The organism is Nocardia speluncae NBRC 108251 (genome assembly GCF_001613245.1).
Taxonomy (GTDB): Bacteria; Actinomycetota; Actinomycetes; order Mycobacteriales; family Mycobacteriaceae; genus Nocardia; species Nocardia speluncae.
The window spans coordinates 234,689-247,968 of record NZ_BDBZ01000035.1 but is presented as its reverse complement, the minus strand read 5'-3'; the positions used below and the strand labels follow the sequence as shown (position 1 = coordinate 247,968).

18 protein-coding genes are annotated in these 13,280 nt (G+C 67.9%); 14 read left to right on the top strand and 4 right to left on the bottom strand.

All coding sequences use genetic code 11. The features are described from left to right. Positions 1-675 (top strand): dihydroxyacetone kinase subunit DhaL, encoded by a 675-nt coding sequence (gene dhaL / locus NS6_RS36040; protein WP_068046744.1) that lies wholly within the window; start codon positions 1-3, stop codon positions 673-675. Between the two features lie 158 nt (positions 676-833). Here the strand turns inward: dhaL and NS6_RS26085 are convergent, their stop codons facing one another. Then, complete coding sequence (locus NS6_RS26085) at positions 834-1,505, bottom strand: DUF3159 domain-containing protein (protein ID WP_068046741.1); 672 nt, start codon at positions 1,503-1,505, stop codon at positions 834-836. A 272-nt stretch (positions 1,506-1,777) separates the two neighbouring features. Between NS6_RS26085 and NS6_RS26080 the strand changes: the two genes are divergently transcribed. The 11 genes from NS6_RS26080 to NS6_RS26030 all read left to right on the top strand — a co-directional run bounded on the left by NS6_RS26080 (position 1,778) and on the right by NS6_RS26030 (position 8,685). Then, the gene (locus tag NS6_RS26080) at positions 1,778-2,350 is read left to right on the top strand and encodes a hypothetical protein (protein ID WP_068046739.1); all 573 of its coding nucleotides are present in this window, start codon (positions 1,778-1,780) and stop codon (positions 2,348-2,350) included. Between the two features lie 5 nt (positions 2,351-2,355). Beyond that, positions 2,356-3,447, top strand: a complete 1,092-nt coding sequence (locus tag NS6_RS26075) for an SRPBCC family protein (protein WP_084471441.1) — start codon at positions 2,356-2,358, stop codon at positions 3,445-3,447. Beyond that, positions 3,444-3,851, top strand: coding sequence for a gas vesicle protein GvpJ (gvpJ, locus tag NS6_RS26070; RefSeq protein ID WP_068046733.1), 408 nt, complete (start codon positions 3,444-3,446; stop codon positions 3,849-3,851). Before NS6_RS26075 ends, gvpJ (NS6_RS26070) begins: the two co-directional genes overlap by 4 nt. Beyond that, positions 3,848-4,642 carry a GvpL/GvpF family gas vesicle protein gene (locus tag NS6_RS26065; RefSeq protein WP_068046730.1) on the top strand — a complete coding sequence of 265 codons (795 nt, stop codon included), beginning with the start codon at positions 3,848-3,850 and terminating at the stop codon, positions 4,640-4,642. The genes gvpJ (NS6_RS26070) and NS6_RS26065 overlap by 4 nt, the downstream gene beginning before the upstream one ends. A gap of 3 nt (positions 4,643-4,645) precedes the next feature. Further along, on the top strand, positions 4,646-4,903 hold the full coding sequence (locus NS6_RS26060; protein WP_068046726.1) for a gas vesicle protein GvpG: 258 nt from the start codon (positions 4,646-4,648) through the stop codon (positions 4,901-4,903). A gap of 5 nt (positions 4,904-4,908) precedes the next feature. Next, a complete protein-coding gene (gvpO, locus tag NS6_RS26055) occupies positions 4,909-5,208 on the top strand; it encodes a gas vesicle protein GvpO (protein WP_084471411.1) in 300 nt (99 codons plus the stop codon). Next, positions 5,205-5,597, top strand: a complete 393-nt coding sequence (gene gvpJ, locus NS6_RS26050) for a gas vesicle protein GvpJ (RefSeq protein WP_068046724.1) — start codon at positions 5,205-5,207, stop codon at positions 5,595-5,597. Before gvpO ends, gvpJ (NS6_RS26050) begins: the two co-directional genes overlap by 4 nt. After that, the gene (locus tag NS6_RS26045; RefSeq protein ID WP_068046722.1) at positions 5,587-6,375 is read left to right on the top strand and encodes a GvpL/GvpF family gas vesicle protein; all 789 of its coding nucleotides are present in this window, start codon (positions 5,587-5,589) and stop codon (positions 6,373-6,375) included. Before gvpJ (NS6_RS26050) ends, NS6_RS26045 begins: the two co-directional genes overlap by 11 nt. After that, complete coding sequence (locus NS6_RS26040; RefSeq protein ID WP_068046721.1) at positions 6,372-6,590, top strand: gas vesicle protein; 219 nt, start codon at positions 6,372-6,374, stop codon at positions 6,588-6,590. Before NS6_RS26045 ends, NS6_RS26040 begins: the two co-directional genes overlap by 4 nt. Further along, positions 6,583-6,876 carry a gas vesicle protein K gene (locus NS6_RS26035; protein ID WP_068046719.1) on the top strand — a complete coding sequence of 98 codons (294 nt, stop codon included), beginning with the start codon at positions 6,583-6,585 and terminating at the stop codon, positions 6,874-6,876. Before NS6_RS26040 ends, NS6_RS26035 begins: the two co-directional genes overlap by 8 nt. A gap of 177 nt (positions 6,877-7,053) precedes the next feature. Then, positions 7,054-8,685 (top strand): acyl-CoA dehydrogenase family protein, encoded by a 1,632-nt coding sequence (locus NS6_RS26030; RefSeq protein WP_068046717.1) that lies wholly within the window; start codon positions 7,054-7,056, stop codon positions 8,683-8,685. Between the two features lie 127 nt (positions 8,686-8,812). Here NS6_RS26030 and NS6_RS26025 read toward each other — a convergent pair whose 3' ends face one another. Further along, positions 8,813-9,571 carry a PaaX family transcriptional regulator C-terminal domain-containing protein gene (locus NS6_RS26025; RefSeq protein ID WP_068046716.1) on the bottom strand — a complete coding sequence of 253 codons (759 nt, stop codon included), beginning with the start codon at positions 9,569-9,571 and terminating at the stop codon, positions 8,813-8,815. 224 nt (positions 9,572-9,795) lie between these two features. On the opposite strand from NS6_RS26025, the gene NS6_RS26020 reads away from it, so the two are divergent. Both NS6_RS26020 and NS6_RS26015 read left to right on the top strand, forming a co-directional pair. Next, a complete protein-coding gene (locus NS6_RS26020) occupies positions 9,796-10,650 on the top strand; it encodes an oxygenase MpaB family protein (RefSeq protein WP_084471410.1) in 855 nt (284 codons plus the stop codon). Between the two features lie 125 nt (positions 10,651-10,775). After that, positions 10,776-11,207 carry a hypothetical protein gene (locus NS6_RS26015; RefSeq protein ID WP_068046714.1) on the top strand — a complete coding sequence of 144 codons (432 nt, stop codon included), beginning with the start codon at positions 10,776-10,778 and terminating at the stop codon, positions 11,205-11,207. Between the two features lie 73 nt (positions 11,208-11,280). Here the strand turns inward: NS6_RS26015 and NS6_RS26010 are convergent, their stop codons facing one another. Both NS6_RS26010 and NS6_RS26005 read right to left on the bottom strand, forming a co-directional pair. Beyond that, positions 11,281-11,982 (bottom strand): MspA family porin, encoded by a 702-nt coding sequence (locus NS6_RS26010; protein WP_068046711.1) that lies wholly within the window; start codon positions 11,980-11,982, stop codon positions 11,281-11,283. A gap of 254 nt (positions 11,983-12,236) precedes the next feature. Beyond that, complete coding sequence (locus NS6_RS26005) at positions 12,237-13,217, bottom strand: alpha/beta hydrolase (protein ID WP_371859361.1); 981 nt, start codon at positions 13,215-13,217, stop codon at positions 12,237-12,239. Positions 13,218-13,280: the final 63 nt, after the last annotated feature.

The window sequence follows — 13,280 nt, the reverse complement described above, 5'->3', positions numbered from 1 at the left end:
ATGAACGACGCAGCATTGCCCGCCGGATTCGGCGAACGCTGGGTGAACACGATGTTCGCGGCCTTCCTCGACCACACCGAGACCCTCGCGGATCTGGATCGCCGCGCCGGTGACGGCGATTTCGGCGCCAATATCGCTGCCGCCCTGCGCCGGGCGCGCACCGATATCGCTACCGAATTGCCCACTTCCTATACGGCGTGGCTGACCGCGGTCTCCCGGGGATTCCTCGGCACCGGAGGAACGAGCGGCCCGCTGTTCGGCATGTTCTTCCGCGAACTCGCCCGCTGCACAAGCGATCCGGAACCCAGCCCGGCGGACTTCTCCCGGGGCCTGAGTGCCGGGCTCGCCACGGTGCAGCGGTACGGAAATGCCGAGGTCGGGCACAAGACGATGGTCGACGCGTTGGCCCCGGCAGCCGAAACCCTCGCCGCCCGGGTCGACGCGGCCGGTGACCCCGGCGAAGCGCTCGACGCCACCGCCGACGCCGCAGTGAAAGGTGCGGCCGGCACCGCGTCGCTGGTGGCCAAGCGCGGCCGGGCCAGCTACGTGGGCGAGGTGGCCCGGGGCGTTGTGGACCCGGGCGCGGCGGCCGCCGCCCTGATCCTGCAAGCTGCCGCCGCGGCCTACGCGAACCGGCCTGGTATCGACACCGGATGGCTCGACGCGGTCACCTGACGGTCCCGGTGACACGCGGCGGTAACCGGTAGAGCACCCGACGCTGTGCGGGCTCGGCGCCGGGTGGACCCGATGCTGCACGCCGGCGGGCACTGTGCGGACCCCTGCTGCGCGGAGGCTGCGCGGTCCATGCAGCGGGCGGTCAGGGCAGCGGGCGGTCAGGGCTGCACGATGAAACGTTTCGTAGTGCGCCGGAATGCCCAGACGACGACGAGCGCGGCCAGCACCGTCAACGGCGTTCCCAGCACGATCTTCGCGACGGCGAGCCAGGTGGTGGAATCGGCCAGATACAGCCATTCCTTCACCACGAATCGGGTGCCGAAGACGAGCGCCGCCGCCGCGGTGGCGATATCGTGCGCCCGCAGCGCGACCGCGTCGTCGCGCCACGGATGCTTACCACCGTGGACGAGATTCCAGACGACACCGGTCAGCGGGCGGCGTACCAGCAGTGAGGCGGACGCAATCACGAACCCCGCGGCCGCCGCCCAGATCCCGATGACGAAGAAGTCCTTCGCCGACCCGGTCCACAGCACGATACCCACGGCGGCCGCGATGCCGAGCAACCCGCCGACCGCCGAGGAGAACCGCTCTCCGCGCAGCAACCGGAACCCGGTGAGCGCGACCGCGACCGCGACCGATACCCCGACTGTCGCCGCCAGCGGCAGGACCGCGTTCACCGCTACGAACACGACCACCGGGACGGTCGAGTAGACGAAGCCCATGGGCCCGCCCATCTGATCGAGCAATGTCGGCGGTACGGCAGTCCTGTCGGCGGCGGGCTCGGGACCGGTGGGCTCGGCTGCTGCGCGAAGGTCCTTGTGGTCGATCATGTTCCGTCCTCCCGGCTGTGCGGACTGTGCGATGTCTCCAGTGAAACCTGTGCCGTAACGGCATACTCAAGCGGCGGCAGGAAATAGCCGGGCCCGGCGCCTGTCAGGGGACGTTTACCGGGGTTACGTCTGCCCGGTAAACGGCGTACGGTCGGCCATAGAGACCTACATGTGGCCTGAACCACATTTCTTCTTCACTGGCTATGGCCGCACCCCACCGCTCGTGCGCGGGCGATGCCGAACGAGGAGTGAGTGCCGGACGAGGAGTGACCATGAAATGTGGAATGCGGATGGCCGGGGCGGTCGGGATCGGATATGTCCTGGGCCGGACGCGCAAGATGAAGTTTGCGTTGATGCTCGCCGGGGTCGGATTGAGCGGGCGGGGCGGACCACAGGCATTACTGGAACGGACGACCTCGGCAGTCGGCTCTTCACCGGAACTCGCGAAAATAACCGAAACGGTTCGTGGTGAACTGCTCGAAGCCGCCAGGTCCGCCGCGGTTGCGGCCGCGAGCAACCGCATAGATTCGCTGAATGCCCGCCTGCAACATCATGGAGACATCGGCGCAGAGCTCGGCGACGCGATCCCGGACGAGGACGCCGGCGACACTGGCGAACCGGTCGACGATGACGGCGACGAGACGGCCGGCGATGACGAGGCAGCCGAACCCCCGCCGAAGCGCAGGACCTCCGCCCGCACACGATCGGCGGCCTCCCGTGCGCGAACCGGCGAGCGCCGCGTACGGACCCCGGCCCGGGCAGCCGCGGCGGCCACATCCCGCCGCCGGGCCGACGCCGGCGAATCTGCCACCGAAAACGCGCCCGTCCGCCGTACGAGGCGGTGAATCCCATGGACACGAAAGCACCACCGGGACAGCTACAGAACTCGCTACAGCAACTCGCCACCACGATCACCGAGCGTGCCGTCTCCGGAGTCACGGACCGGCTGTCCGGAACAACCGAGCGGCTCACCCAGGTCGGACAGGGCGAGGGCGGATCCTTGCTGTCCGCGGTGACCGGCGCCCAGAAACTCGCGGAGGGAAAATCGCCGCTCTCGGCGGCGCTCAGCGCCGGTGCGGACAAGATCGGGCACACCGTCAAGGGGAAGTTCGCGGACGCCAAGGAAGCCTTGACCGGGGGTAAAGGAAAGGGCTCCGGCGGAAAGAAGCTGAAGCTGACGAATATCGTCGAACATATCGACGTGGGCGTCCCGGTCGACCTCGCCTACGACCAGTGGACCCAGTTCGCCGACTTCCCGAAGTTCATGAAGAAGGTCGAAACCGTCGACCAGGTCTCCGACGAGAAGCTCGACTGGTCCGGCAAGGTCTTCTGGTCCAAACGAACCTGGCAGTCCACGATTGTCGAACAGGTGCCGTTCCAGCGGATCGTCTGGCGTTCGAAGGGCGGGAAGGGCTATATCGACGGCGCGGTGACCTTCCATGAGCTCACCCCGGACCTCACCCGCATCATCGTGGTGCTCGAATACCATCCCGCTGGGTTCGTCGAGAAGACCGGCAACCTCTGGCGGGCGGCCGGCCGGCGGGCCCGGCTCGAACTGAAGCATTTTCAGCGGCAGGTGATGACCGACAGCGTGCTGCACGCGGAGGACATCGTGGGCTGGCACGGCGAGATCCGCGATCAAGAGGTCGTCGAGGACGACGAGACCGCCCGCCGGCGTGAACCCGACGATCACGCGGCCGAGACCGCGGAGACCGGCAGCAGCCCGGACGAGGACGAGGAAACCACCGACGACGAACCACTCGACGACGAACCACTCGACGAGGAACCGCGCGACGACGAACTACCAGAGGACGATAGCCCCGAAAAGGACGAACGGGGCCCGCAACCGGCAGGGAAGTCCAGTCGGCGCCGCAGTTCCCCACCTCGGCGCAAGTCCACAGGCGAAGCCCGTCCGGCCACGAGTCGAGGGGCGAGGCAATGACGGTCGAACCCGCCGGTGGCACGGGCGGCGGTATGACGGCCCGGCCGAATTCGTCGAGCCTGGCCGATGTCGTCGACACCATTCTCGACAAGGGGCTGGTCATCGACGCGTTCGTCCGCGTATCACTGGTCGGGATCGAATTGCTGACCATCGACGCAAGGATCGTGGTGGCGAGCGTCGATACCTATCTGCGTTTTGCCGAAGCCGTGAATCGGCTCGAAATCTCCAGCAGTGAGCCGACGGGCCTGCCGGGCCTGGTCGGCGATATCACCGAGGGCGGGGCCGAACGCAAGACCAAGGGGGCGCTCGAAGCGGCGGGCGAAAAGGTCGTGAACTTCTTCGACGATGTCGGGCAGGCCCGCACACAAGGGCATCCGGCCTCGGGAGACGAGCAGGACCGATGACCACCGACCCGGCCGGCAGCGCTCATGGAGCGGACCACGGCGAGAACCACGCCGTCTACGTCTACGGCATCGTGCCCGCGGATGTGGAGCCCGAAGCACGGGCCACGGGTATCGGCGATCCGCCGAAAGAGATCACGGTGGTGCGGTTCGGCGAAATCGGCGCCCTCGTCAGCGATGTACCGGACCGTCCGCTCGGCACCCCGCAGGACCTGACCGCCCACTCGGAACTGCTGGACGGTTCGGCGGCCGTCGCGCCGGTGCTGCCGCTTCGGTTCGGAGCAGTGATGTCCGATGCGCAAGCAGTGGAGCGGGAACTCTTGCAACCCAACCACGACGAGTTCCGGGCAGCGCTGCACGAGCTGGAGGGGAAGGCTCAGTTCGTGGTCAAAGGGCGCTATGTGGAGCAGGCGATCCTTCGCGAAGTCCTCGACGAGAACGCCGAGGCCGCTCGGCTGCGCGAGCAGATCCGCAGCGCCCCGGAGGAAGTCACCCGCGACGCTCGAATGGCACTGGGCGAGATCATCTACCGCTCGATCGCGGATAAACGCGCGGCGGACACCCGCCTTGCCGTCGACGTACTCGCCTCGGTCCGGCCGGCCGTCGGGGAACGGCCACCGACCCACGATCAGGATGCGGTCCACCTCGCGGTCCTCGTCGACCTGTCTCAGCGAGGCGAACTGGAGGAGGCGCTGGCCGGGCTCACCGAGCAATGGAACGGCCGTATCCGGCTCGGCCTGCTGGGCCCGATGGCGGCCTACGACTTCGTGATGAAACGAGAACCCGAGGGCTGACCCATGGGCTTGCTGATATCGCTGCTGTCGTTGCCGCTGGCACCGGTGCGGGGTGTCGTGTGGCTGGGCGAGCTGATCCAGGACCAGGTCGAACAGCAAATGCACGATCCGGCGGATATCCGGCGCGAACTCGACGAACTCGACGAGGCGGTGGCCGCGGGCCGGCTGTCGGAGCAGGAGTACCGGCAGGCCCAGCAGCAGGTGCTGAACCGGATGCTCCCGCGACCGGACGATTCGACGCCCACCGGCTCGAAGGAGTGATTCCAGTGAACGAGGCCGAATCGGCGCCACCCCCGGTCACTGCGGCGCAGGCCGGGGCGACGGCGATGGATCAGTTGAGCGAGCTGATGTCGAAACAGATCCTCGGTGCCACCTCCACCGAACCGACCGAGGCCGGGTGGCTGGTGGAGGTCGAGGTGGTCGAGGACCGTCGCATCCCCTCCTCCGCCGATATGCTGGCGCTCTACGAGGTGGAGATCGACCCCGACGGAAACCTGCTGGCCTACCGCAGAACCCGGCGCTATGCCCGGGGCAGCGCGGATATCGGCGGACGGGGAATGCGATGACTGTCGTGGGTGGCGGATCGTCGGTACCGCAGCCGTACGGTGGCGGTCATCAGTCGTCGAATCTCGGCGATATCCTCGAGCGCGTTCTCGACAAGGGCCTGGTGATCGCCGGCGATATACAGGTGAATCTGCTCGATATCGAGCTGCTCACCATCAAACTCCGGTTGGTCGTGGCCTCGCTGGAAACGGCGAAGGCCGTGGGTATCGACTGGTGGGAAACCGATCCGTGGCTGAACAGCAAAGCCCGCACCCTCGAACGGCAGGACAACGACCTCGAGCTCGAGAACCGCAAACTGCGCGACCGTATCGCCGAATTGGAGGCCCGGACCGAGCACCGCGCAGCCCTGGAACGCAGCCGCGAACTCGAGGAGCAGGACCGTGACCGATGATCTCGGCGTGTGGCTGTACGCGGTGACGCGCACGGCAGCCGGCGCCGTCGAACCGGATGACCTCACCGGTGTGGCGGGCGAGCCGTCGCGATTCGTCCGATCGGGGGAACTGACCGCGGTCGTGGGCTCGGTGCCGCTCGCGGTGTTCGGCGATCTGCCGCTGCGTCACAACCTCGAAGATCTCGACTGGCTGGAAGCCACCGCCCGCGCCCACGATGCCGTGATCTCCGCACTGCAGCGGCGCGGCCCCGTGATCCCGTTACGCCTGGCCACCGTTTTCCTCGACGACAACGGCGTCGTACGAATGCTCGAGCAGCGGCATGCCGATTTCGAATCGGCGCTGACACTGGTGAGCGGCCGGACCGAATGGGGTGTGAAGGCGTACTGCGACCGCGCGGCTCTCACCGCCGCGGTGGCCGGAGCGGATACCGGGGGCACCGGCGGCGGCAAGGGCACGGCCTATCTGGCCCGGCGCCGCGCACAGCTGTCGGCGCAGGAAACCGTGGAACGCGACGCCGCGACGCGGGCCGAAGGAATCCACGAGCAGCTGGTGCGCCGCGCGGCCGCGGGCCGCTGCCAGCCGCTGACCGATCCGGTGCTGCACGGCCGGCGGGACTGGCTGGTCCTCAACGGCACCTACCTCGTCGACGACGCCGGGGCAGGCGAATTCGCCGCTGCGGTCGCCGAACTCGACCGGGCCGTCCCCGGTATCCGGCTCGAACTCACCGGCCCGTGGCCCCCGTACTCATTCGCGGGCGTGGACAGGGCGACCTCATGACCCGGCCCGACAGCGAACGCCGCGTCGCACTCATCGATCTGCTGGACCGCGTGCTGGCCGGCGGGGTGGTGATCTCCGGGGATATCCGCCTCTCCATCGCCGACGTCGATCTGGTGCAGATCTCGCTGCGCGCCCTCATCTCCTCCATCAAAGCGCTGTCGGGTCCCGCGCTGGAACCCGCCCCGCGTGATGTGCTGGAGCCGGCGGATGAATGAATTCGAGGGGATCCCGCCGCGTATCGATGCCGATCCGGAGTCGGTGGAACGCGGTCTCGTCACCCTCGTCCTCACCCTGGTGGAACTGTTACGGCAGCTGATGGAACGGCAGGCCCTGCGACGAGTCGACGAAGGCGATCTGAGCGAGGACCGGATCGAGCGGATCGGTACCACGCTGATGCTGCTGGAGGAACGGATGGGCGAACTCCGCGACCATTTCGGCCTCACCCCGGAGGACCTGAATATCGACCTCGGCCCACTGGGCACCCTGCTCCCCCGCGAGTGACCGCCCCAACTTCCGGATCGAGCAGTATCCGGCTGCCGGTGATACGGGGCTGCGCAGTCCGGAGGCATCCCCGGATTGGGTATTGCACAATTCAATCGTGCGCTTCAGAATGGTAATGAACGACGACGTGTTCCTACCTACGCACCGTCCTGGTTCGTCGTACGCGAAGGAGAAGCCGTGCCTACCCATACCGTGACCAACCAGGTCCCCCCACTGGTCGATTACGACGCCGCCGAGGTGCCCGCCATTCTCGAGGCCCTGGAACGCGGCGGCGCCGGCCATGCCCTCGACGAACTACACGAGATCGGGCGGCTGGCCGGTAGCGCCCACGCCCAGGAACTGGGCGATCTCGCCGAAGAACACCAGCCGGTGCTGCAGACGCACGACCGTTACGGTCACCGCGTCGACGAGGTCCGCTACGACCCCAGCTACCACGAACTGATGCGGCACGCGGTCCGATTCGGCCTGCACGGCGCCCCCTGGGCCGATACCCGGCCGGTGCCGCATCTGGTACGGGCAGCGAAGACGAGCGTATGGTCGCAGGTCGACGCCGGGCACGGCTGCCCGATCTCGATGACCTATGCCGTCGTCCCGGCCCTGCGCGCGAACGCCGACCTGGCCGCCCGTTACGAACCGCTGCTCTCCAGCCGCGAATACGACCCCGTCCTGCGCCCGCTCGCCGATAAGCCCGGACTGATCGCCGGGATGTCGATGACCGAGAAACAGGGCGGCTCCGATGTCCGGGCCAACACCACCACCGCGGCCCCACAGCCGGACGGCACCTACCGGATCACCGGGCACAAATGGTTCACCTCGGCGCCGATGTCGGATTTCTTCCTCACACTGGCGCAGGCACCGGGTGGGCTGTCCTGCTTCTTCGTACCCCGCGTACTGCCCGACGGCACTCGTAACCCCTTCCACCTACAGCGACTGAAGGACAAGCTGGGTAACCACTCCAATGCCAGCAGCGAGGTCGAATACGACGGCACCGTCGGCTGGCTGGTCGGCGACGAGGGCCGTGGCGTGCCCACGATCATCGAGATGGTCAACCTGACCCGCCTCGACTGCACCCTCGCCTCGGCCACCGGCATGCGCACCGGAACCATCATGGCGATCCACCACGCCCGGCACCGCCGCGCATTCGGCGCGGACCTGGTGGACCAGCCACTCATGCGCAATGTCCTGGCCGATCTGGCCATCGAAGCCGAGGGTGCGACCACGGCCGGCCTGTGGCTGGCCGAGCTCACCGACCGTGCCACCACCGGCGACGAGGCCGCCGATCTACTGCGCCGCATCAGCCTCGCGGTGAGCAAGTACTACGTCTGCAAACGGGGTCCCATCCACGCGGCCGAAGCCCTGGAATGCCTGGGCGGCAACGGCTATGTCGAGGATTCGCGGATGCCGCGGCTGTACCGGGAGGCCCCGCTGATGTCGGTATGGGAAGGTTCGGGCAATGTCGCCGCGCTGGATGTACTACGCGCGCTCGCCAAACAGCCGGCGACCCTGACCGCGTTCCTCGACGAGGTCAAATCTGCCGCTGGTGCCGATTCGGCGCTCGATACCGCGATCGGCCGGCTGGAAGCCGAGTTCACCGACTTCGAGACCCTGCCGCATCGCGCCCGCCGGATCGTCGGCGATATGGCCCTGGTGCTTCAGGGTTCCCTGCTCGTCCGCTACGGGCACCCCGCCGTTGCCGAAGGCTTCACTCGTTCCCGGCTCGGACGCGACCGCGGCGACGTCTTCGGCACCCTGCCGGCGGGCTTGGACACCGGCGCGATCATCGAACGGCTGACCCCGAAGGTCGGCTGATCACCGGCGGCGCACCGGTTCCGGCCGGTCGCTTTCGCCGCGCCCGGCCGGCCGGCCCAGCACCACCCGGCGGACAGCGGTTCCGGCAGCAGCGGTACGTGCGATCACGATCTGCCGCAGCCCGACCTCACTGTGGCAGCGCAGGTTTCGCTTCGATGAGCCCATCGGCAAAGGCCTGGAACTCGGTGCGGAAAACCTCGTAGCGCGCACGAATCTCCCCGCCGGGCCAATCCCGCGGCAACAGCTCCGGCGGCAGGACCGGATCGTCGAGAATATGACGTACGGTGGCCGCCGCGACTTCGAAACGGGTCCCGATCGTTTCGGCGCCGTCGAGAGCCGCGAGCAACTCGCGGGCGCGGTGGGCCCACCGCTCCGGCGCGAACAGGCGGCCGGCCAGGTCGACGGCCGGTTCCTCCGGTCGCCCGGTGAACAGATCCACCCGCTGCCGGGCCATTTCGGGGAGGTCGGCGGCAATATTGTCCGGCCGGCACCAGACGCCTTCACGGAGTTCCCCGAACCGGGCCAGTCGCAATGTTTCCCGGAATGCGGCACGGTCGGTGGAATCGGTGGCGCCGACGGTGACGACGGCAAGGATCCACCCACCCTGCCACGTATGGAGGTCCGGCGAGATCGCCCGGTCCTGCCGGCGCTGGCGTTCGGCCAGCCGGTCGGAAAGCCGGTAGGTCGCGTCGGCACCGCGTTCGAGATCACCGGCGGCGACCATCCGGGTCAGCGCGGCCCGCACCGCGGATTCCCGTAACCCCAGCCCGGCACCGACCCGGACGATCCAACCGGCCGGCGCCTGCGCCGGATGAGATCCGAGCAGCACGCTCAGGATCGCCGAACGCGCGGTGAGCTCCCGGACCCGGGCAGCGGACGCAGACATGGGCCGATCGTATCGACCTGCCTTCCCCCTGGGCGCGTGCCGATCTGTGTACGGGCCCCGGCGCCACGTTCGTCCCACGGTTGTGACTACACGGCCACGGCGCGGCGTGAGAACGAGGGCAGCGGCAAGCCGCTCGGATGCGGAGGGGTTCCCGGCCATTGAATCAACCGCAACACTTGTGAGAGACTTCAATAATTATTCTCTCACTCATTCAGGGGGTCGAGATGTCGCGCCCAGCGTCAACGGAGTCGCACGCACCGCAACCCGAGGCAGAGCCGCACCGCAACAACCTGGCCGGCCCCGGCGCACTGCTCGGTGGCCCGGCGAACGTCATCATGCAGCTGAGCCTGGCCCCGGTCGGCCGCGGAGTGGTCGAGAGCACGGTCGACAGCGGCCGTTTCGATCTCCACCCACGCAAACGCGGGCGCACCACGCTGACCTATCTCGCCGTAGCCATGCTCGGAACGGACGAGGAACGTGCGGCGTATCGCGCCGCGACCAACACCTCCCACCGCCATGTGCGCTCACGCCCCGGCAGCCCGGTGGAATACAACGCGTTCGACCCGGAATTACAACTGTGGGTCGCCGCCTGCATCTACAATGGTGTCGTCGATTCGGTGACCTACCTCTTCGGCCCGCTGAGCGACGAGGACGCCGACGAGCTGTACCGCGAATCGGCCCGATTCGGCACCACCCTGCAAATGCGCCCGGAAATGTGGCCGGCCGACCGCGCCGCGTTCGCGCAATACTGGGACCGCCGGAGCGCCGAGATTTCCCTCGACGACGAAGTCAAGGCATACCTGCTCGGCCAAGTGGTCGATCTGGGCCCCTACGGCCGGCTCGAACGGCTGGCATTCCGCCGGGTCAACAGGTTCTTCACCACCGGGTTCCTGCCGCAACGTTTCCGCGAGGAACTGGGCCTGGACTGGGGTCCGGGCCGCCAGCGGGCCTTCGAACTGACCATGCGCGGCATCGGGCTCGTCACGGCAGCCGGCCCCGAACAGTGGCGGTTGTACCCGCTGAACCAGCACCTCGCGGATATGAGAAGGCGGCGGGCGCTGGGCAAACCACTGGTCTGACGAGGTCCTCGGACGCAACTCTTTACACGGAGTCACCGGCTGCCTCAGGACTGTGCCGCACTGCGTCCCCCGAGGCCCCGTGCCACACTCGACGGGTCCGACCGTATGACGAGAAGGGTCCATGTATGCGTAAATCCATCCGGCTGTTCAGCTCCACTGCGGCTCTCGGTATCACCGCTCTGGCGACGGCGCTCGCGGCGCCGGGGGCCGGTGCGGCGGTCACCGAGGTGAGCGTTGCTGCCGGACCGGAGGGCCTGCGGGTCGGTTGCAGTTACACGGTGACGGCCGCGGTCGACGCACCGCCGTCCGAGGCGGGCGAGATCACGATCATCAACAGCGGTGGTGAAGGAACAGGTGGCGGTGTCCGCCTCGGCCAGGCCACATACCACCCCGAGAACGGAACGGCGACGTTCGCCTGGACACCCGAGAACACGGGCCGCCAGAACATCACCGCGCAGCAGTTCACCCCGGGGCAGTACACCTCCGCCAAGTACATCGAGGTCGATGTCACGGGATACGGTGTCGGCGCCGGAAGCACCTGCCTGCCACTGCCCTGACCCCGAACGGACCGGCCGTACGCAGCGAGGCCGGTCCGCTCCGGATCGGCCCGCAGCGAACCGATCGATCGGGTCAGAACTCGAAAGAGGTTCCGTAACCGGTGGTTTGGGCGGCACCGCCAGGGGTCCGGGCGTCGACGGTGACGAAGGGCATGGCGGATGCCGGGGAAAGGCATCCGTCGATATTCAACGGGGTGCCGGCGTGGGCGAAGGTGTACGGGAAGGTCGTCTCCGGCGTCAGTTCGGATTCGCCGACGACCACCGGCGCCACCGTCCCCGGGGCCAGATTGACCCCTGCTTCCCCGGCGAGCGCCGATTCGACTCCGACGCTGGGCTCCACACCGACGAGTGGCGCGACCGTCACCAAAGGCGCGGCGCCCTCCTCGAATGTGGTGGCGACCTCGAGTTCGGTATACGGCGCCACCGAGACCCCGCCACCGATTTCCGGGATTATCGCTATCGACAGGCCCTCGGAGACATCCACCGCGCACCCGACCAGATATCCCACCACGATCCGGCCCCCCTGTAGCGCCGGAGTTCCGTCGAGGGCGACCGAGAAGTTCCCGGACACCTTGGTCGCGTGGCTGAAGGGGACACCTGCCGCGATATCGCCGGCGGGGACCGAATTCGTCGAATCCACCGAGGCGACCAGCTGCATCCCGCCGACGCCGACCTGGCCGGGTGCGGCGCGCGCCGGGGTGCCGAGCACGGCAGCAGCCGTGGCCACTGTCGCTGTGGTGATCGCTACCGCGGTCCAGGAATGCTTGCGGTTCATCGCGCTCCAGTCGGGTGTGCATCGAAGCAGAACTTGACAAGCGAACCGGCACGAACGTTCCGGGCCCGGAGGCGGTAGCGCAGCGCAACCACGTGGGGCCCCGCTCATACCCGATATACCCCGCACACGAGCGTCACTGCCCGACGCGTGCAAACCGGAAGAATACCGGTTGCACAGCTCAGCAGGCCGGCTCGCCACGGCGAGTCGCCGACAAATCCGGAGGTGTTCTCCGGTGCACGTCCACCGTGGCCCGGTCAGCCGGTGCCGAGCGCGTCCAGGATCATCGGGCGGGCGGTGGCGATCGCCCGATCCCAGTACGGCCAGGTGTGGGTGCCGTTACCGACGTCGACTCGCGCCGGGATGCCCAGCGCCGCAACGCGGTCGGCGAAGATCTGGGCCGCGGTCATGGCCATCGCCTCCAGCCCCATCGCGTTCAGAGTGTTCCCCGCCCCGTACGGCACATCGGGAAACCCGGGCACACCGTTGCCGGCCGAAACGTAGATGGGCAGGCCGCGCAACAATTCGGCCTGCACAGTCGGATCATGACGACGCCACGCCGGATCACTCGGTGGTCCCCACATATCGTCCACGTCGAACCGGCCCTCGTCCCACATCGCGGCGCGCACCGCCTCGTTCCACATCGGGAAGGTCGGATTCACGAAACCGGAGAAGGAGCCCGCAAAGCGGAACTGGTCACGATGGTGGGCGGCCAGCGTCAGCGCCGCCCCACCGCCCATGGAGGCGCCCACGATGGCGTTGTTCGTCCGTGAAACTCCGTACCGCGCCAGGAAAGCGGGGAGCTCCTCGGTGAGGAAGGTTTCCCATTTGTACGTGGTGGCCTGACCGTTGGTTCCGCTCGGCCGATACCAGTCGGCGTAGAAACTGGAATGCCCGCCGACCGGGAAGACCAGCGTGACATCGTCGCCGGCGAACCGTTTCAGTACATCGGTATCGCTGACCCACTGGCTGTGATCATGCGGTGCCCGCAGCCCGTCGAGCACATAGAGCGCCGAACTGCCGCCCCGCGCCGCCCATTGCACCTGCACCTCGATCGGCCCCATACCGGACGGCACCGCGAGCTGCTGATAGCCACCGGCCGGGGCACGCAGCACCGGAGCGCGAACCGGTGCCGCGGCGACCACCGCTCCACCGGACAAGGTCATCAGCAGTACTGCCGCGACCACCGCACCCAATTTTTGCAACCGCCCCCGCGCGGCCGGATTCCCTGCTCGCACTCCATACCCCGTATTCAGTCTCGTCTCGTGCTCGAACGAGAACGCTACCGAACCGGCCGCGAT